14 protein-coding genes are annotated in these 17,305 nt (G+C 73.0%); 9 read left to right on the top strand and 5 right to left on the bottom strand.

What is annotated here, in order from left to right; all coding sequences use genetic code 11:
• Positions 1 to 240: 240 nt before the first annotated feature.
• Positions 241 to 750: an FxLYD domain-containing protein gene (locus AC07DS_RS24045; RefSeq protein ID WP_479148372.1), complete on the top strand. Its 510-nt coding sequence runs from the start codon at positions 241 to 243 to the stop codon at positions 748 to 750.
• On the opposite strand, the gene AC07DS_RS24040 is transcribed toward AC07DS_RS24045, so the two are convergent.
• The 5 genes from AC07DS_RS24040 to AC07DS_RS24020 form a co-directional block, all read right to left on the bottom strand.
• Positions 744 to 1,415 (bottom strand): response regulator, encoded by a 672-nt coding sequence (locus tag AC07DS_RS24040; RefSeq protein ID WP_479148370.1) that lies wholly within the window; start codon positions 1,413 to 1,415, stop codon positions 744 to 746. The genes AC07DS_RS24045 and AC07DS_RS24040 overlap by 7 nt on opposite strands.
• Positions 1,412 to 2,665, bottom strand: a complete 1,254-nt coding sequence (locus AC07DS_RS24035) for a sensor histidine kinase (protein WP_479148642.1) — start codon at positions 2,663 to 2,665, stop codon at positions 1,412 to 1,414. The genes AC07DS_RS24040 and AC07DS_RS24035 overlap by 4 nt, the downstream gene beginning before the upstream one ends.
• A gap of 113 nt (positions 2,666 to 2,778) precedes the next feature.
• Positions 2,779 to 3,618, bottom strand: coding sequence for an ABC transporter permease (locus AC07DS_RS24030; RefSeq protein WP_479148368.1), 840 nt, complete (start codon positions 3,616 to 3,618; stop codon positions 2,779 to 2,781).
• Positions 3,615 to 4,562 carry an ABC transporter ATP-binding protein gene (locus AC07DS_RS24025; protein ID WP_479148366.1) on the bottom strand — a complete coding sequence of 316 codons (948 nt, stop codon included), beginning with the start codon at positions 4,560 to 4,562 and terminating at the stop codon, positions 3,615 to 3,617. Before AC07DS_RS24025 ends, AC07DS_RS24030 begins: the two co-directional genes overlap by 4 nt.
• Positions 4,563 to 4,717: 155 nt before the next feature.
• Complete coding sequence (locus AC07DS_RS24020) at positions 4,718 to 5,500, bottom strand: MBL fold metallo-hydrolase (protein ID WP_479148364.1); 783 nt, start codon at positions 5,498 to 5,500, stop codon at positions 4,718 to 4,720.
• A gap of 107 nt (positions 5,501 to 5,607) precedes the next feature.
• Here AC07DS_RS24020 and AC07DS_RS24015 point away from each other — a divergent pair, with 107 nt between their 5' ends.
• The 8 genes from AC07DS_RS24015 to pstB all read left to right on the top strand — a co-directional run bounded on the left by AC07DS_RS24015 (position 5,608) and on the right by pstB (position 17,172).
• Complete coding sequence (locus AC07DS_RS24015) at positions 5,608 to 6,219, top strand: CGNR zinc finger domain-containing protein (protein ID WP_479148361.1); 612 nt, start codon at positions 5,608 to 5,610, stop codon at positions 6,217 to 6,219.
• 185 nt (positions 6,220 to 6,404) lie between these two features.
• Positions 6,405 to 7,472, top strand: coding sequence for a phosphate ABC transporter permease subunit PstC (gene pstC / locus AC07DS_RS24010; protein WP_479148360.1), 1,068 nt, complete (start codon positions 6,405 to 6,407; stop codon positions 7,470 to 7,472).
• A gap of 1 nt (position 7,473) precedes the next feature.
• Complete coding sequence (gene pstA, locus AC07DS_RS24005; protein WP_479148358.1) at positions 7,474 to 8,859, top strand: phosphate ABC transporter permease PstA; 1,386 nt, start codon at positions 7,474 to 7,476, stop codon at positions 8,857 to 8,859.
• A complete protein-coding gene (locus tag AC07DS_RS24000) occupies positions 8,859 to 10,526 on the top strand; it encodes a phosphate ABC transporter substrate-binding protein PstS (RefSeq protein WP_479148356.1) in 1,668 nt (555 codons plus the stop codon). Before pstA ends, AC07DS_RS24000 begins: the two co-directional genes overlap by 1 nt.
• Positions 10,523 to 13,156, top strand: coding sequence for a hypothetical protein (locus AC07DS_RS23995; RefSeq protein ID WP_479148354.1), 2,634 nt, complete (start codon positions 10,523 to 10,525; stop codon positions 13,154 to 13,156). Before AC07DS_RS24000 ends, AC07DS_RS23995 begins: the two co-directional genes overlap by 4 nt.
• Before the next feature lie 140 nt (positions 13,157 to 13,296).
• Positions 13,297 to 15,294, top strand: coding sequence for an Ig-like domain repeat protein (locus AC07DS_RS23990; RefSeq protein WP_479148352.1), 1,998 nt, complete (start codon positions 13,297 to 13,299; stop codon positions 15,292 to 15,294).
• Between the two features lie 74 nt (positions 15,295 to 15,368).
• On the top strand, positions 15,369 to 16,277 hold the full coding sequence (locus AC07DS_RS23985; RefSeq protein WP_479148350.1) for a sortase: 909 nt from the start codon (positions 15,369 to 15,371) through the stop codon (positions 16,275 to 16,277).
• A gap of 25 nt (positions 16,278 to 16,302) precedes the next feature.
• Positions 16,303 to 17,172 carry a phosphate ABC transporter ATP-binding protein PstB gene (gene pstB, locus AC07DS_RS23980; protein ID WP_479148348.1) on the top strand — a complete coding sequence of 290 codons (870 nt, stop codon included), beginning with the start codon at positions 16,303 to 16,305 and terminating at the stop codon, positions 17,170 to 17,172.
• Positions 17,173 to 17,305 lie beyond the last annotated feature (133 nt).

The following is a 17,305-nucleotide window of genomic DNA, read 5'->3' as shown; positions in this document are numbered from 1 at the left end:
CTGTACCGGGGAGCCGTCGGGACGTCGTTCCCCGGGCACCACTATCCGTCGGTACTCCGATCGGCGCCCCCGGCGAGTACGGCCGCTGCTGCATTCGGGTGAATTTCGCGACGGAAGCGAGAAACCGGGCGGCCCTACGGAGGGCACCCGGACACCTCACCCGGCGTGCAGGGCGCGGCCGCGGCCCCTTCACTGAGGTGAGAGGAACAGACAGCTCTCGGGAGTCGGTGGAGGCGCGGTATGGCAGTGCGAAAGAAGTGGACGAGGGGCACGGCGGGCGCGGCGCTGGCCCTGGCCGTCGGGGTCGCGGCGGCCGGATGTTCCGGCAGCGACAGCTCCGGAAACACGTCGGGCGTCGCCAGCAAGGCGGCATCGGCGGCCTCCTCCGCCGCCGCCTCCCTCGCCTCCAAGGCAGGCGACGCGCTGGCCTCGGCCTCGGCACAGGCCAGGAACAAGCTCGACTCGGTGAAGAACGGGGTGAAGGCCAAGGACGACGTGACGCTCGGCGCCCCCGCCCCCGACAGCGCGGGCAAGGCCACGGTCAAGGTGACCGCCAAGAACACCGCCGACTCCGCCAAGTCCTTCGCCGTCCAGGTCAACTTCACGGACAAGAGCGGCAACCTGCTGGACGTGACCGTGGCGACGGTCAAGGACGTGGGCGCGGGAGCCACCGGGGAGGCCACGGCCACCAGCAACCGCAAGCTGACCGGCGAGGTACACGCGGTGGTCGGCTCGGCGCTGCGCTACTGACCGCCGCCCGGAAGGGCGAGCCCGCGGTCGTACGCGAAGATCACCGCCTGCACGCGGTCCCGCGCGCCGATCTTGGCCAGGACCCGGCCCACGTGGGTCTTGACCGTGGATTCGGACAGGACGAAGCGGGCGGCGATCTCGCCGTTGGTCCAGCCCCTGCCGATGGCGACAAGGATCTCGCGTTCGCGCTCGGTGAGGGCGTTCAGACGCGCGTCCTCGGCCGGATCACCGGCGGGCCGCGGCAGGAGCCGGGCGAACTCGTCCAGCAGGCGCCGGGTGAGCGCGGGCGCGATCACGGCGTCCCCGACGGCGACCGCGCGGATGCCGGCCAGGAGTTCCTCGGGGCGCGCGTCCTTGAGGAGGAAGCCGCTGGCTCCGGCGCGCAGGGCCGCGTGGACGTACTCGTCCAGGTCGAAGGTGGTCAGGACGAGGACCCGGGAGCGGCCGCCGGACCCGGCGATACGGCGGGTGGCCTCGATGCCGTCCATGCCGGGCATCCGTACGTCCATCAGCACGACGTCCGGGCGCAGTTCGGCGGCCATGCGGACGGCCTCGGCGCCGTGCGCGGACTCGCCGACCACCTCGGTCCCGGGGACGGACTCCAGCAGCAGGCGGAAGCCGTAGCGCTGGAGCGGCTGGTCGTCGACGATCAGTACGGTCGTCACGCGGCACCGCCCGCCGAAGCCAGGTCCAGACAGACGGCCACCCGCCAGCCGCCGCCCGCCGGGCCCGCGCTGACCGTTCCGCCGTAGAGTGCCGCTCGTTCCCGCATGCCCACCAGGCCGTGCCCTTCCTCGTTCGGCGGTCCGGGCCGGACGGCCGGGCCGGTGTCCTGGACCCGGATGGTCAGCCGGGTGTCCTCGACGGCGATCGACAGACGGGCCCGGGTGCCGGCGCCCGCGTGCTTGAGGGTGTTCGTCAGGGCTTCCTGGGCGATCCGGTAGGCCGTCAGCTGCACCCCGTCGTCCAGGGCGTCGACGTCTCCGGCGGACCGGTAGACGACGTCCAGACCCGCTGCGCGCACGCCCTCGCACAGTGCGCCGATGTCCGCGATGCCGGGCTGCGGGCTGAGTTCGGGCGCACCCGGCGGGCCGTCGGCCGCCTCGCGCAGGACGCCGAGGACGCGCCGGAGTTCGCCGAGCGCCTGCCGGCCGGTGTCGCCGATGAGGTGCAGGGCCTCCTTGCCGCGTTCGGGAGCGGTGTCGCCGGCGTAGGCGCCGGCATCGGCCAGCGTGATGATGACGGACAGGTTGTGCCCGACGATGTCGTGCATCTCGCGGGCCACCCGGGCCCGTTCGGTGGCGGCGGCCAGCCTGCTGCGCTGGTCGCGCTCGATCTCCAGCCGGGCCGCCCGGTCCCGCAGTCCTGCGAGCTGGGCCCGGCGGATGCGCACCACCAGGCCGAGCGCCAGGGCCGCGGTCGCCGTGCTCAGCAGGAAGAACAGCGCGTCCCAGACGGACACGGCCGGTGAGACGCGCACCGCGACCAGCGCCATCCCGGCCGCGCTGGCCCCGCAGGCCCAGGGCAGCTGCCGCAGCCGCCCGTGCAGGGCCAGGCTGTACAGCGCTATGAAGAGGGCCACGTCCGCGCGCAGCGCCACATCGAGGGACCACTGCAGGACGAAGACGGCCCAGACGGCACCGAAGGCGGCGAGGGGCCGGCGCCTCCGCCACAGCAGCGGCAGCAGCAGACCCGCCTGCAGGGCGAACATGGCCGCCACGGACGGCCGGGTGAAGGTGAGCCGTGCGTGGCGCGGTCCGTCGCCGTCCCCGGCGCCCGCGTGCAGCAGGTCGGGCAGGCAGAACATCAGGAGGACCAGCAGCACCACCGTGGTGTCCAGCACCCACGGCCGGGCCCGGTCGGCCTGCCGGAGCCGCTGGCCCGCCCGGCCGAGCCGGGCGACCAGCGGCCCCATCCCACTGATGTCGTAGGCGGTCACGGCGGTCACCCGCCCATGGTGCACACGGCCGGCCGCCGTCGTGCCGTTCCCCCCGCCCTCGGACATCACCGTGTCCATCGCGTCCATGCTCAGGCGTCGCTGCGCACCAGCCGGTACGCCGCCCCCGCCAGCGCGAGTGCCGTCCAGCCGAGGAGCACCAGCAGTCCGGGCAGGGGCGACAGGGTGGTGGAGTCCTGGGTCACGGCGAACATCGCCTGGCCCGCGTGGCTCGGCAGGTAGGGGCTGATGTCGTCCTGCCAGGAACTGGGCAGGAGGGAGGTCAGTCCGGGGATGAGCATGAGGGTGCCGACCAGCACCGAGATGCCGCCGGCCACCGACCGCAGCAGCGCGCCCAGGGCGATCCCGACGACGCCGACCAGGCCGAGGTAGAGCCCGGCGCCCAGCAGGCTGCGGACGACCCCCGCGTGGGTCAGGTCCATCGCGGCGGGCGTGCCGGAGACGATGCCGCTGCCGAGCAGGAAGGCGACGAACGCCCCGACGGTGCCGACCACCAGCGCGACCAGCCCGAACACGGCCGCCTTGGACCACAGGACGGGCAGCCGGCGCGGTACGGCCGCCAGGGTCGAGCGGATCAGTCCGGTGGAGTACTCCCCCGCCATGACCAGCACGCCGAGGACGCCGAGCGCCAGCTGGGCGAAGTTGGTGCCGAAGAGGGACAGGCTCACGGCCGTCGCGCGGGCGAAGTCCGGGGCCATGCGGGGGGTGCCGACCATCGACCGGTAGCGGGCCGCGGCGATGAGTCCGAAGACGACGAGGAAGAGCAGGCCGAGGCCCAGGGTGATCCAGGTCGAGCGCAGCGACCAGAGTTTGGCCCACTCGGAGGACAGCACGCGCCGTCCGGTCACGCGGTAGGCGGGGCGGGTGGAAGCGGTGCGGGGTTCCTCGGCGGTGGCGGTGAGGGTGCTCATGCCGTCCTCCCGGCGGTCTCGGGGCTCTCGTTGCCGGTCGTGGAGCCGTGGTACTCCACGGCGTCCCGGGTCAGGTCCATGAACGCCTCCTCCAGGGAGACGGTCCGCGAGGTCAGTTCGAACAGCGGGATGCCGTGTGCGGCGGCCTTCAGTCCGATCTCACGGGCGGTCAGACCGGTGACCTGGAGTTCCTCGGAGCCGACGCGGCCGGTGATGTCGACGCCGGGGCCGGCCAGCACGTCCCGCAGCCGTGCCGGGTCCTCGGTCGCGACCCGCACCGTGTCGCCGCCCGCCTCGCGGACCAGGTCGCTCACGGTGGTGTCGGCCAGCAGCCGGCCCCGGCCCACGACGATCAGATGGTCCGCCACCAGTGCCACCTCGCTCATCAGGTGGGAGGAGACGAACACGGTCCGGCCCTCGGCCGCGAGCGAGGTCAGCAGGGTGCGGATCCAGCGCACGCCCTCCGGGTCGAGGCCGTTGACCGGCTCGTCCAGCATCACCGTCTGCGGATCGCCGAGCAGCGCCGCCGCGATGCCGAGCCGCTGGCCCATGCCTAGCGAGAAGGCACCGGCCCGCTTGCGGGCCACGCTGCCGAGCCCGGCCAGCTCGATGACCTCGTCGACCCGGCGGCGCGGGATGCCGTGGGTCAGGGCGAGCGCTCTGAGGTGCTGGTGGGCCGTGCGGCCCGGGTGGACGGACTTCGCCTCCAGGAGCGCCCCGACCTCCTGCAGCGGTGCCCGGTGGTGGGCGTAGTGGTGGCCGTTCACGGTGACGGAGCCGCTCGTCGGGGCGTCGAGCCCGACGATCATCCGCATGGTGGTGGACTTCCCCGCGCCGTTGGGCCCCAGGAAGCCGGTCACGGTGCCCGGCTTCACGACGAAGTCCAGCCCGTCGACGGCCGTCTTCCCTCCGTACCGCTTGGTCAGTTGCCGTGCGTCGATCATGCGCGTCGCTCTCCCTCGGCCTCGGGCGCCCGTCGCGTCCGGCGCCTCACCCGCAACGCTAAAGTCCGAATCGCCCGATTCCGTGGTACCGGGGGCTGAACGGGGCCCGGCCGGGTGGTACCGCGGTACTACGGCCCCACGACGCCGCCGGCCGCTCAGGCCGGCTGCAGCCGCTCCGTCAGTCCCGCCTCGGCGAACGCGGCCACCACGTCCTGCCTGGTCTCGGTGAAGTGGGCCCAGCTGTCGCAGTGGGCCGGGACCACGCGGCGGGCGTCGAGGAGGCGGGCGGCGGTCGCGGTTCCCGCGCCGTCGAGGACGAGGAGGGCGTCGTCGAGGACGGGCAGGCGGGGTGCGCCGGCGAAGAGGACGGCGGTGTCGACGGGGGCGTACCGGTCCGCGATCTCCTGGACGAGTTCGAGCGAGGCGTTGTCGCCGCTGACGTAGACGGTGGGCAGGTCGGCGGAGGTCAGGACGAAGCCGGTGACTTCGCCCACGATCGACTCGGAGCCCTTGGGGCCGTGCAGGCCGGGTGCGGCGGTGACGGTGACGGTGCCGCCGTCGGGGCGGGGCAGTTCGACGGACTCCCAGGGGACGAGGGCGCGGGCGGTGCCGCCGAGGCGGCCTGCGGCGCTCGGTGTGGTGAGGGTGCGGGGCACCTCGGCGAGCAGGGCACGGCCCGAGTGGTCGAGGTTGTCGGCGTGCTGGTCGTGGGAGAGCAGGACGACGTCCACGGGGCCGAGTTCGGCCGGGGTGAGGCGGGGCGGCGCGGTCTTGGTCAGGACCCGGCCGCTGGGCGAGGGGTAGTCGCCGGGGGCGTCGAAGGTGGGGTCGGTGAGGAGGCGGAGGCCGCCGTACTCGATGAGGACGGTCGGGCCGCCGAGGACGCGGACGGGCACCTGCTCGCTCGTGGGGTCGGAGTTCGGACCGGCTGCAGTCATGGGGGCACCTCGCGGAGGGTTGTCTCACGGATAGCTGTCTCACGGATAGAAATCTTCTATCCGTGATGAACGCTAGCCGCCTCTCACGGATGGATGCAAGCCGTACCATGAGACTCATGAAGGGGACCGTGACCGACGAGCCGACCGTGCACCCCGCGCCGGGCGCGGAGCAGTACGCCGCCCTCGACCTCGCCAACAGTGCCGTCGCCCTGCCCGGCGGCCAGCTCACCGACCTGCTCGAAACGCCCGCCGCGGCCGAACGCTGGCTCGTGGAGCACGGCCTGGCCCCGGCCGGCGCTCAGCTCCAGGAGACCTGCGCGGCCCGGCTGCGCTCCCTGCGCGAACAGATCCGCGCCCTGCTCGCCTCCCGGGTCGACGGGCACGCCGCCCCCGCCGACGCGCTGGACGCGCTCAACGACGCGCTCACCCGCGCCCCCGCGGCCACCCTGCTGCACTGGCACCCCGAACGCGGCCTCTACCGGGCGGCCTCGCACCCCACGACCCAGATCGTCGAGCACGCCCTGGCGGCCCTCGCCTCCGACGCCGCCGAACTGCTCACCGGCCCCGACGCCGGCCGTCTCACCGCCTGCGGCTCCAGCCCGTGCAACCGCTACCTCCTCCGGCACGGCCGCCGCCACTGGTGCTCCACCCGCTGCGGCGACCGCGCCCGCGCGGCCCGCGCCTACGCCCGCCGCACCGCGCCCGCGCAGCCGGACTGAACCGACCGGCGCGGACCGGCGCACGGCCGGACCGGACCGACCGGCGCATGGCCACTACACACACGACTCCCCCACCGAGATGACATGAACCATTCATCTACGGGCCGTCTGTGGCGCCCGGAAGCGACAGCATCCAGCCATTGACTCTCCCCGCGCGGGGACGCCGTTCCCGTACATGTCGCTTGATGTCGCATGGGGGGCCACACGTGGTGTCCGCCGTAGAGGGGCCCGGCAGAGCCGGGCCCAACAGATCCGACCCGCCCGAGAAACCTGAACGGCCGTTGCCCCGAAGGGCGTTCGCCGCACGGAGCCTCGGGGACCGGATCTTCCGGTATCAGCTGACCGCCACCGGCGTCGCCGTCCTGGCAGTCATGGCAGGTGTTGGCCTGTTTCTGCTGTTGAGGGCCGGACAGGCGCTCAGGGTCAGGGGGTTCGCCTTCCTCACCACCGCCGAGTGGCAGCCGGACGTCCACAAGTTCGGGATCGCCGCGGTCCTCACCGGGACGCTGCTCATCGCCCTGGTCGCCGTCGCCATCTCCGTACCGCTGGCCGTGGGCACCGCGCTGTTCATCTCCGACGTGGCACCACGCCCGCTGCGGCGCACGCTCGTGACCATGGTCGACCTGATGGCGGCCGTGCCGTCGGTGGTGTACGGGCTGTGGGGACTGTTCTTCCTGCAGGGGCATGTGATCGGGCTGTCGCGCTGGCTGTCCGACTGGTTCGGGTGGTTCCCGCTCTTCAAGGTGGACGGCACCCAGCCGGGTGAACCGCTGGCCACCGAGAGCGTCTACACCGCCTCGACCTTCATCGCGGGGCTCGTCGTGGCCCTGATGGTGGCGCCGATCCAGTGCTCGGTGATGCGCGAGGTGTTCGCCCAGGCCCCGGCCGGGGAGCGGGAGGGCGCCTACGCCCTCGGCGCGACCCGCTGGGGAATGATCCGCTCCGTCGTACTGCCGTACGGCAAGGGCGGGATCATCGGCGGCACCATGCTGGGGCTCGGCCGGGCGCTCGGCGAGACCATCGCCGTCTACCTGATCATCTCGCCCGTCTTCACCATCCAGCCGCACATCCTGCAGACCGGCGCGAACTCCGTCTCCTCCCTGATCGCCCTGCACTACGGCGACGCCTCCACCTTCGGCATGTCGGCACTGATGGCCGCGGGCCTGGCGCTGTTCCTGCTCACCCTGGCGGTCAACTTCACCGCGTCGACGGTCGTGGCCCGCTCCCGGTCCGGCGCACAGAGCGAGGCCTGACATGACTGTCGTGGAAGAGAACGCCGTACGCGACGACGTCGTCGGCAAGACCGCTGCCGCCGCGCAGCCCGCCGGTGAACTCCCGGACGTCCCCCGCCGGATCGGCGGCCCCACCCGCTCGGGGGTGCTGTCCCTGACCGGCGCCGCCGCCTCCGGACTCTGCACGGCCGTGCTGCTGTTCGGCCAGCTCGCCCCCTTCTCCGGCGGGCTGGGCTTCACCGTCACGGCCTACCTCGCCTTCCTCCTCGTCTACGCCGTGCTCACCGGCCTGGAGGAGAACGGGCAGGCGGTACGGGACCGGGTGATGACCGTCGTGCTGTGGAGCGCGGCCACCCTGCTGTTCGTCGCGCTCGCCCTGGTCGTCGGCTTCACCGCCTGGCGCGGCCGCGAGGCGCTGCCGCACGCCAACTTCTTCACCCAGGACATGCAGGCCGCGGGCCCGCTCGACCCGCTGACCAACGGCGGCATCGCGCACGCCATGCTCGGCACCCTCACCATGATCACCATCGCCCTGGTGATCACGGTCCCGCTGGGCCTGGCCTGCGCCGTGTACCTGAACCAGATCCCCGGGCGCTTCTCCCGCTTCGTCCGCACCATCGTCGAGGCGATGACCGCGCTGCCCTCGATCGTGGCCGGCCTGATGGTGTACGCCACCTGGATCCTCGGGCTCGGCATGCAGAAGTCGGGGCTCGCGGCGGGCTTCGCGATCAGCGTGATGATGCTGCCGATCGTGATCCGGGCGGCGGACGTGGTGCTGCGGCTGGTGCCGGGCACCCTGACGGAGGCGGCGGAGGCCCTGGGCGCCCCGCGCTGGCGCACGGTGTGGCACGTGGTCCTGCCCACCGCCCGCTCGGGTCTCGCCACGGCCGTCATCCTCGGCACCGCGCGCGGCATCGGCGAGACCTCGCCGGTGCTGCTCACCGCCGGGTTCACGGCGGCGCTGAACGCCGACCCGACGAACGGCCCGATGGTCTCCCTGCCCCTCGCCGTCTTCAACTTCGTCAAGTCTCCCCAGCCGGCGATGATCGCCCGCGGTTTCGGCGCGGCGGCGGTGCTGATGGCCCTGGTCCTGGTGCTGTTCGCGATCGCCCGCGTCATCGGTGGCCGCGGCCCCGGCCACCAGAGCAAGCGCCAGGCACGACGGGCGGCACGGGCGTCGCGGCGCGATGCGGATCGCTTCGCGGACCTGCACGCACCGGGTCTGACGCTGTTCGACGAGACGCCGCAGGACCGGCTCCCCGCGGCCGCCGACGGCGACTCGGCCCCGCAGGGGCCACCCGCACCCGACCACGAAAGCCGCACGGGTGGTGCGGGCGGGAAACCGGACCCGGCCGGGGGCCGGGTGCCCGCCCACGAACCCGCACCCGACAACGAAGGCAGCCTCTGATGCTCAGCCAACTCACCACCGCCCTACGACGGCTGGGCATCCTGGCCGCACTGATGGGCATCCTCGCGACAGCCACCCCGGCGTCGGCCGACACCTACACCCCCATCTCCGGCGCAGGCTCCACCTGGGCGGAGAACGCCGTGGACGAGTGGCGCCGCGCGGTGAACCAGTACGGCATGCGCATCAGCTACGCCGGCACCGGTTCCTCCGACGGCCGCCGCCAGTTCCTCAGCGGCACGGTCGACTTCGCGGTCTCCGACATCCCGTTCCAGACCCACCCGACGGACGGCTCCGCGGCCGAACGCCCGGCGGCGGGCTCGTACGCCTACATGCCCATCGTCGCCGGCGGCACCGTCTTCATGTACCACCTGACCGTCAACGGCAAGCGGGTCACCAACCTGCGTCTGTCCGGCGACGTCGTCACGAAGATCTTCACCGGGGTCGTCAAGACCTGGGACGACCCGGTGATCCGGGCCGACAACCCGGGCCTGCAGCTGCCCCACCGCACGATCGTCCCGGTCGTCCGCTCCGACGGCTCCGGCTCCACCGCCCAGTTCACGCTGTGGATGACCAACCAGCACAAGGCGCTGTGGCAGGACTACTGCCGCAAGGTGGGCCGCTCCGGCTCCTGCGGTCAGACCTCGAACTACCCGACCAGCCCCGGGATGATCGCCCAGTCCGGCGACCTCGGTGTGGCCGGCTACGTCGCCCAGAACTACGGCGAGGGCGCGATCGGGTACGTCAACTACTCCTACGCGCTCAACGCGCACTACCCGGTCGCCAAGATCCTGAACCACTCGGGCTACTACACCGAGCCGACCCCGCAGAACGTCGCGGTCTCGCTGCTCAAGGCCCGGATCAACACGAACAAGAACTCCCCGGACTACCTCACCCAGCAGCTCGACGGCGTCTACAACGACTCCGACAAGCGCAACTACCCGCTGTCCAGCTACTCGTACATGATCCTGCCGCTCAAGGTGCGGGGCACCTTCAGCACGGTCAAGGGCCGGACGCTGGGCGCGTTCTCGTACTACTTCATGTGCCAGGGCCAGCAGCAGGCGCCCAAGCTCGGCTACTCGCCGCTGCCGATCAACCTGGTCAAGGCCGGCTTCGACCAGATCCGCCGGATCCCGGGCGTGCAGGCGCAGAACATCGACATCAAGCGCTGCAACAACCCGACGTTCACCCCCGACGGCCACAACCGGCTCGCCGACACCGCGCCCTACCCGAAGCCCTGCGACAAGAAGGGCGCCCCGCCGTGCACCACGGGCAGCGGCGGCGCCAAGGGCGATGACGGCAACGGTGGCGCCAACGGCGGGTCCACGGCGGGCGGTACGTCGAACGGCGGCTCCTCCGCCTCCGGCGGAAACGGTACGACAGGCAGCGGCGGCAGCGGCGGCCCGTCCGTCGACCCGGACACCGGGCAGACCATCGCGCCGGGCGCGAGCGCGGGCGGCGGCTCGGGCGGCACCGGTACGGGCGCCGACAACACCGTCGCCCTCGCCCAGCCGGTCGCCGTCGCCGCCGGCCACGGCTGGACCGCGACCCAGACGCTGATGCTGCTGGCCGCGTTCCTGGTGCTCGGCCTGGTCCTGCTGCCCTCGGTCGTCTCCCGCCTGGTCGGCGCCCGGTCGCAGGACAGCGCCGAGGGCGGTGACCGGCGATGATCCGCAGACGGCCCGGCCGTGTCCGCGGCGCCCTGATCCGCCTCCTCGCCGGTGCGACCGTGGGCGCCCTCGCGGGCCTCGCGGTCGCCCAGGCGGCGCCCTCCGCGACCGCCGCCCCCGCCGGCTCGGCGGTCACCGTCTCCGGGCGGGGCGAGTTCAAGGACATGAAGTTCACCGTCGACCGGACGAGCCACCTCACCAGCCAGGCGATCAAGGTCTCCTGGAGCGGCGGCACGCCGACCACCTTCGCCGGCACCTTGTTCGACACCGACTTCGTGCAGATCATGCAGTGCTGGGGCGACGACGACGGCACCGTCCCGGGCAACCCCGGCCCGCCCCGCACCCAGTGCCAGTACGGCGCCTCCCCGACCACCGACCGCGGCAACTGGCCCGGCAACCAGCTGGACGACACCCGCCAGATCTTCTACAGCGCCGACCCCACCAACTACGGCCAGGACAACCGCTACGGCGCCGCCCAGCCCCCCGGTGTCCCGGGCGAGGTGCCGTTCAAGGCGGTCACCGGCGAGACGGTCCTCACCAACACCCAGAACAACCGGTTCTTCAACCACAACACCACCAACGAGGTCGACTTCGCCCGCACCGGTGCCGCCGGCACCGGCCAGGAGTACTTCGAGGTACAGACCGCCAACGAGGCCCCGCACCTGGGCTGTGGCTCCCCGGTCACCCAGAGCGGCGTCACCAGACCGCGCTCCTGCTGGCTGGTGATCGTCCCGCAGGGCCACCTCGACCTCGACGGAAAGCCGTACGCGGACCACAGCCAGGTCAACGCGGGCTCCCCGGTCTCCTCGACCAACTGGCAGAACCGCATCGCGATCCCGCTGCACTTCAACCAGGTGGGCAGCAACTGCCCGCTGGGCAGCGACGAGCGCCCCACCACCGGCAGCGAGCTGGTCGCCGACGCCGTGACCAGCTGGCAGGCGGCCCTGTGCCCGTCCGGCAAGGTGTACGGCTACACGGAACTCGGCGAGCCCGACACCCGCTCCCGGCTGGGCACCGACAAGACGTTCGGCCTCGGCTTCACCACCCGCGCCCTGGGCGCCGACGACGGCACGACGGCACCGGGCGGTACGACGACGTACGCGCCCGTGGCGCTGTCCGGCGCCGTCATCGGGTTCACGATCGAACGCAGACCCAAGGCCGGAGCGCCCGAGAACATCAGGAAACAGGCGGGCACCAAGGTCGAGTCGATCAGGCTGACCCCCCGGCTGGTCGCCAAACTGCTCACCGAGTCGTACCGCAACTCCACCTGGGGTTCGGTGCTCGGCGACAAGGCGGCCCACGGATACGGCTGGGCGAAGAACAACCCGGCGGGCCTGGCGAGCGACCCCGAGTTCATCGCCCTCAACCCCGAGTTCGCCTACCTCTCGGTCGCCGAGACCCCGGCCACCGACACCGACCTGCTCACCTCGCTCGGCCACAGCGACAGCGCCCGCGCGGTGTGGCAGTGGATCCTCTCGGACAAGGAGGCCCGGCAGTTCCTCTCCGGCGTCTCCGACGACTGGGGCATGCGGGTCAACCCGTACTACAGCACCAACACGGACCTGAACCCCTCCGGTCTCGCCTTCGACCCCGGGCACGTCGACGAGTACCCGAAGAGCGACCCCTGGTGCACGGTGCCGCCCGGCACCGACGCTCCCAAGGACGCCCGGCAGTGCATGACCGACTTCCACCCGTACGTCGACGACATGCACGCCGGCGCCCTGCACACCCGGCGCGCCGACACCCTCTGGAAGTCGACCTGGGACCCGCTGTCCAACCCGCCCGCGTACCGCAGCCCCGGCCCGCAGACGGTCGGCTCGCGGTTCGTCATCACGGTCACCGACGCGGCCTCCGCCGACCGGTACGGCCTGCAGACGGCCAGGCTGCGCAACACGGCGGGCAAGTTCGTCGCCCCCACCGCCACGGCCCTGACCGAGGCGGCCAAGAGCGCCTCCGGCAAGGACGTCGCCGAGATCACCCCGGCGAACGCCAAGGCGAAGGGCGCCTACCCGCTGGCCCAGCTGGTCTACGCGGCCGCGCGGCCGGGCTGGCTGAAGGCGGACGCCCGCGCGGACTACGCGGCGCTGCTGCGCTACACGGCGGGCGCCGGTCAGATCAGCGGCGCCGACCCGGGCCGGCTGCCCGACGGGTACGCCCCGCTCTCCCGCACGCTGCGCGACCGCGCGCTGAAGGCGGCCGAAGCGCTCCTGCACTACAAGGGGGCGCCCGCCACCGACGGTGACTCGGGCTCGGGCGGCACCGGCGGCGGCCAGTCCTCCGGCGGCACCGGCGACGGGTCGGGCGGCGCCACCTCCGGCGGCGCCTCCGGTGCCGGAGGCACGGGAGCGGACGGCGGCGCCAGTGCCACGCCCAGCGCCCGGGCCTCGTACGACGGCGGAAAGGCCGTGGAGACCACGGCTGCCGGGAACACCCCGGCCGACCCCGCGAATCCGCTCCGCTACGCCGTACCGGTCGGGGCCGCGCTCGGCGCCTTCGCCGGACTCGGCGCGCCCTTCGCGGGCGGCAGCCGGCTGAGGCTGCCCCTGCGGGTGCCGCTGCCCGGCGGCCGCACGGTGACCGTGGTGCCGGCCTTCTCCCTGCCCGAGCGGCTGCGCAGGCGGCTGCCCTGAGGCCCTGAGACCGGGGCGCCCGCACCGGGCGCCCCCCACAGACGGCCGCCCGCCCCGAAAGGCAGTCGGGGCGGACGGCCCGTACCACCCTGCCAGATCCCCTTCTCCCGCACCGACGCACTATCGTCAGGAGACTCTCGATGCGCAGAACGCGCTCTACGGCGGCGCTCGTCGCCGCGGCCGTGGTGGCCGGCGGCCTGGCTCTGGCCAGCCCCGCGTACGCCGACCCCACCCCCGCCGGTACCTTCCGCCAGCTGGTCGGCGTGGGCTCCGACACCACCCAGGACGTGCTCAACGCCCTGGCCGGTGACACCGTGAACGGCACGAGCTACACCGGTACGGCCGTCAAGTCGGCAGGCGGCGCGGGCATCGCCTCCTACGACGCGATCGAGCCCGGCACCGGCTCCACCACCTCGAACATCACCACCCGCTCGGGCGGCCCGTCCTTCCTGCGCCCCAACGGCTCCGGCAAGGGCCGCCTGGCCCTGAGCGAGTCGCTGACCGGTGACAAGTACCCGGACACCTCCGGCGTCGCCGTCAAGGGCCAGATCGACTTCGCCCGCTCCTCCAGCGGCCCGTCCACCTCCGGCACCGCGCTCACCTACATCCCGTTCGCCCGGGACGCGGTCGGCGTCGCGGTGAAGGGCTCGGCGCTGAACAGCCTGACGCAGGACCAGCTGCACGACATCTACTCCGGTGCGCTCACCCAGGTGAACGGCCAGACCGTGCACCCGAAGATCCCGCAGAGCGGCTCGGGCACCCGCAAGTTCTTCCTGTCCGCGATCGGCCTGACCGACGCCACGCTCTCCCCGAACATCCCGACGGTCCAGGAGAACCAGGGCGACGCGGCCCTCACCGAGGACGGCGCCCTGGTCCCCTTCTCGGTCGGTTCCTGGATCGCCCAGAACAACGGCGTCTCCCCCGACTTCACCAAGACCTCGGCGGCCGCGGGCGGTCACCTCGCCGCGGTGCAGCTGCCCGGCGACTCCGGTGCCACCAGCCCGGTGACCACGGTCAACGGCAAGCTCGCCCCGGTCAACGCCTACTACGAGAACTCCACCTTCGGCCGTGACGTCTACAACGTCGTGCCGTCCCGGGCGATCGACCCGACCAGCATCTTCTTCGACAAGGACCTCTACGACGTCTTCGTGACGGCCGGCAGCCACGAGGCCGCGATGGCCGCGGACTCCGCCGAGGGCGTCATCTCCGCCTTCGGCTTCGTGAACGAGTCGTACAACGGCTCGGTCAGCGTGGCCAAGCACGCCAAGCTGGGCGGCCTGGAGGAGTCGGGCATCGACGCCTCGACCCCCTCCGCGCCCACCGGGGTGAAGGGCACGCCGGGCGACGCGTCGCTGAAGCTGTCCTGGACCGCGCCGGCGCCCACCGGTCTGCCGCTCACCGACTACCGGGTCACGCTGACCGACTCGGACGGCGCCGTCGTGGCCGTCAAGGACGTTCAGGCGAGCTCCACCTCGTACACCTTCACGGGACTGGCCACCGGCAGCTACACCGCCACGGTCGCCGGCGCCAACCTCAACGGCACCGGCGCCACGGCCACCTGGTCCGGCTCGGTGAAGTTCAAGAGCACCACCACGGCGACCGCCGCGACCACCGCGTACGGCAAGACCCCGAAGGTCGTCGTCACCGTGGCCGGCTCGCACGGCGTGGCCCCCACCGGCAAGGTCACGGTGAAGGAGGGCTCCACGGTCCTCGGCACCGGCACCCTGGACGCGTCCGGCAAGGTCACCGTCGGCCTGTCGAACCACCTCAAGGTCGCCACGCACACGCTGACCGTCTCCTACGCGGGCAACGGCAAGCTCAACGCGTCCTCGACCACGGCCGGCCTGAAGGTCACCAAGGCGACGCCGTCGGTCAGCTCCACCGCGCCCGCCTCCATCAGCCACACCGCCCAGGCCAAGGTGACCGTGAAGGTCACCGCGACCGGCACCACCCCGGGCGGCACCGTGCGCATCTACGAGGGCACCAAGGTGCTCGCCACCGGCAAGCTGAGCGGCGGCAAGGTGACCATCACCCTGCCGAAGCTGAGCCGCGGCAAGCACACGCTGCACGCCTTCTACGCGGGCTCGACCACGGTCGCGGCCAAGGCCGGCGCCAACTTCACCGTCAAGTCCACCTGACCCGCCCGGCTGCCGGGGAGACCAGTCCCGTCTCCCCGGCAGCCCCCCACCCCCAGCGAAGGAGGCGGGCCGACGTGACCGTCGCCGTACCGACCACGCTCGCACCGGCCGCGCCGCGCACCCGCGTCCGCGGTGTCACCGCAGTCCGCCACCTGGCCCGCGGCGGCCTGCTCAGCCTCGCAGCCCTGCTGCTCGGCATCACCGCCCAGCTGCTGCTCGTCAGCGGCATCCAGCAGCACAGCGCGCAGCACGCCGCGTTCGACGAGCTGCGCGAGCAGCTCGCCCTGGGCACTGCCCCCGTGTCCCAGACCGACCAGCAGGGCAAGCTGCTCGCGCCGGGCACCCCGGTCGCGCTCATCGACGTACCGCGACTCGGCCTGAACCAGGTCGTGTTCGAGGGCACCGACTCCGCCGTCACGACCGACGGCCCCGGTCACCGCCGGGACACCCCGATGCCCGGGCAGGCCGGGACCAGCGTGCTGATGGGCCGGGCCGCCGCGTACGGCGCCCCGTTCGGGCAGCTGGCCGACCTCACCGCGGGCAACACCTTCACCGTGACCACCGGCCAGGGCAAGGCCGAGTACCAGGTCATCGACGTACGGCGGGCCGGCGACCCGGCACCCGCCCCCGCCGCCGCGGGCAAGGGCCGCCTGGTGCTGGTCACCGCGACCGGCCCCCGCTTCATGCCCGGCGGCATCCTGCGCGTCGACGCCGACCTGGTCTCCGCGCCCTTCCAGACCCCGGCGGCCGTGATCCGCTCCGGCACCCTGCCGGACTCCGAGCAGCCGCTGGCCCGCCCCTCCGGGGTGCCCTGGCCGCTCGTGCTGTGGCTCCAGGCGCTGCTCCTCGCCTCCATCGCCGCGGTGTGGACGTGGCACCGCTGGGGCCGCCACCAGACGTGGATCGTCTTCGCGCCGGTCGTCGCCGTGCTGGGCCTCCAGGTCGCCACACGCACCACCGAGCTGCTCCCGAACCTGCTCTAGACCTGCCCGACCAGAGGTGGCCACCATGACCGAGACCGCAGTGACCGACACCGCAGTGACCGACACCGCCGTCGGCGACACCGCCGTACTGCCCGTCGCAGCCCCCGTCCCCGGCGCCGCGCCCGCCACCCTGGAGGCCCGCGCGGTCTCGGCCTGGTTCGGCAGCCACCAGGTGCTCAGCCGGGTCTCGCTGACCATGCCCGCGGGCCGGGTGACGGCCCTGATCGGCCCCTCCGGCTGCGGCAAGTCGACCTTCCTGCGCACCCTGAACCGCATGCACGAGCTGATCCCCGGCGCGGCCTTCGGCGGCGAGGTGCTCTTCGAGGGCGAGGACATCTACGCGCCCGAGCGCCGCCTGACCGACGCCCGCCGCCGGATCGGCATGGTCTTCCAGAAGCCCAACCCGTTCCCCGCGATGTCGATCTACGACAACGTGGTGGCCGGCCTCAAGCTCACCGGCACCCGCGTGAACCGCCGCGAGAAGGACGAGCTGGTGGAGGAGTCCCTGACCCGCGCGGGCCTGTGGAAGGAGGTCCGCGACCGGCTCCGCCGGCCCGGCGGCGCACTGTCGGGCGGCCAGCAGCAGCGCCTGTGCATCGCCCGCGCGCTGGCCGTACGGCCCCGGGTCCTGCTCATGGACGAGCCGTGCTCGGCGCTCGACCCGACCTCCACCCGCCGGGTCGAGGAGACCATCCACGAACTCGCCGGCCAGGTCACGATCGTGATCGTCACGCACAACATGCAGCAGGCGGCCCGCGTCTCCGACCAGTGCGCCTTCTTCCTCGCCGAGCAGGGCACCCCCGGCGGGATCGTCGAACACGGCATGACCGAGCAGATGTTCAACGCCCCGGCGGACCAGCGCACGGCTGACTACGTGGCGGGCCGCTTCGGCTGAGACGTGCCGGCACCGGCGGACCGCGAGGGCCGCCTCGACGGCGCGGTCCCGGGGCGCGCCGGCCGGGCGTCAGCGCCCGCGCTCCCCCGTTCTCGGCGGCCGCGTGGGCCGCGCCCGCCGGGCGCGGCCCACG

The organism is Streptomyces sp. NPDC044064, from assembly GCF_056434245.1.
Note: the sequence above shows the minus strand (reverse complement) of the source record. Positions and strands in the feature narration are given on the sequence as shown.

Excerpts from the sequence above, each read along its gene's own strand:
- AC07DS_RS24045 (WP_479148372.1), top strand. The coding sequence starts at position 241 with ATGGCAGTGCGAAAGAAGTGGACGAGGGGCACGGCGGGCGCGGCGCTG.
- AC07DS_RS24035 (WP_479148642.1), bottom strand. The coding sequence starts at position 2,665 with ATGGGGCCGCTGGTCGCCCGGCTCGGCCGGGCGGGCCAGCGGCTCCGG.
- AC07DS_RS24030 (WP_479148368.1), bottom strand. The coding sequence starts at position 3,618 with ATGAGCACCCTCACCGCCACCGCCGAGGAACCCCGCACCGCTTCCACC.
- AC07DS_RS24025 (WP_479148366.1), bottom strand. The coding sequence starts at position 4,562 with ATGATCGACGCACGGCAACTGACCAAGCGGTACGGAGGGAAGACGGCC.
- AC07DS_RS24020 (WP_479148364.1), bottom strand. The coding sequence starts at position 5,500 with ATGACTGCAGCCGGTCCGAACTCCGACCCCACGAGCGAGCAGGTGCCC.
- AC07DS_RS24015 (WP_479148361.1), top strand. The coding sequence starts at position 5,608 with ATGAGACTCATGAAGGGGACCGTGACCGACGAGCCGACCGTGCACCCC.
- pstC (WP_479148360.1), top strand. The coding sequence starts at position 6,405 with ATGTCGCATGGGGGGCCACACGTGGTGTCCGCCGTAGAGGGGCCCGGC.
- pstA (WP_479148358.1), top strand. The coding sequence starts at position 7,474 with ATGACTGTCGTGGAAGAGAACGCCGTACGCGACGACGTCGTCGGCAAG.
- AC07DS_RS24000 (WP_479148356.1), top strand. The coding sequence starts at position 8,859 with ATGCTCAGCCAACTCACCACCGCCCTACGACGGCTGGGCATCCTGGCC.
- AC07DS_RS23995 (WP_479148354.1), top strand. The coding sequence starts at position 10,523 with ATGATCCGCAGACGGCCCGGCCGTGTCCGCGGCGCCCTGATCCGCCTC.
- AC07DS_RS23990 (WP_479148352.1), top strand. The coding sequence starts at position 13,297 with ATGCGCAGAACGCGCTCTACGGCGGCGCTCGTCGCCGCGGCCGTGGTG.
- pstB (WP_479148348.1), top strand. The coding sequence starts at position 16,303 with ATGACCGAGACCGCAGTGACCGACACCGCAGTGACCGACACCGCCGTC.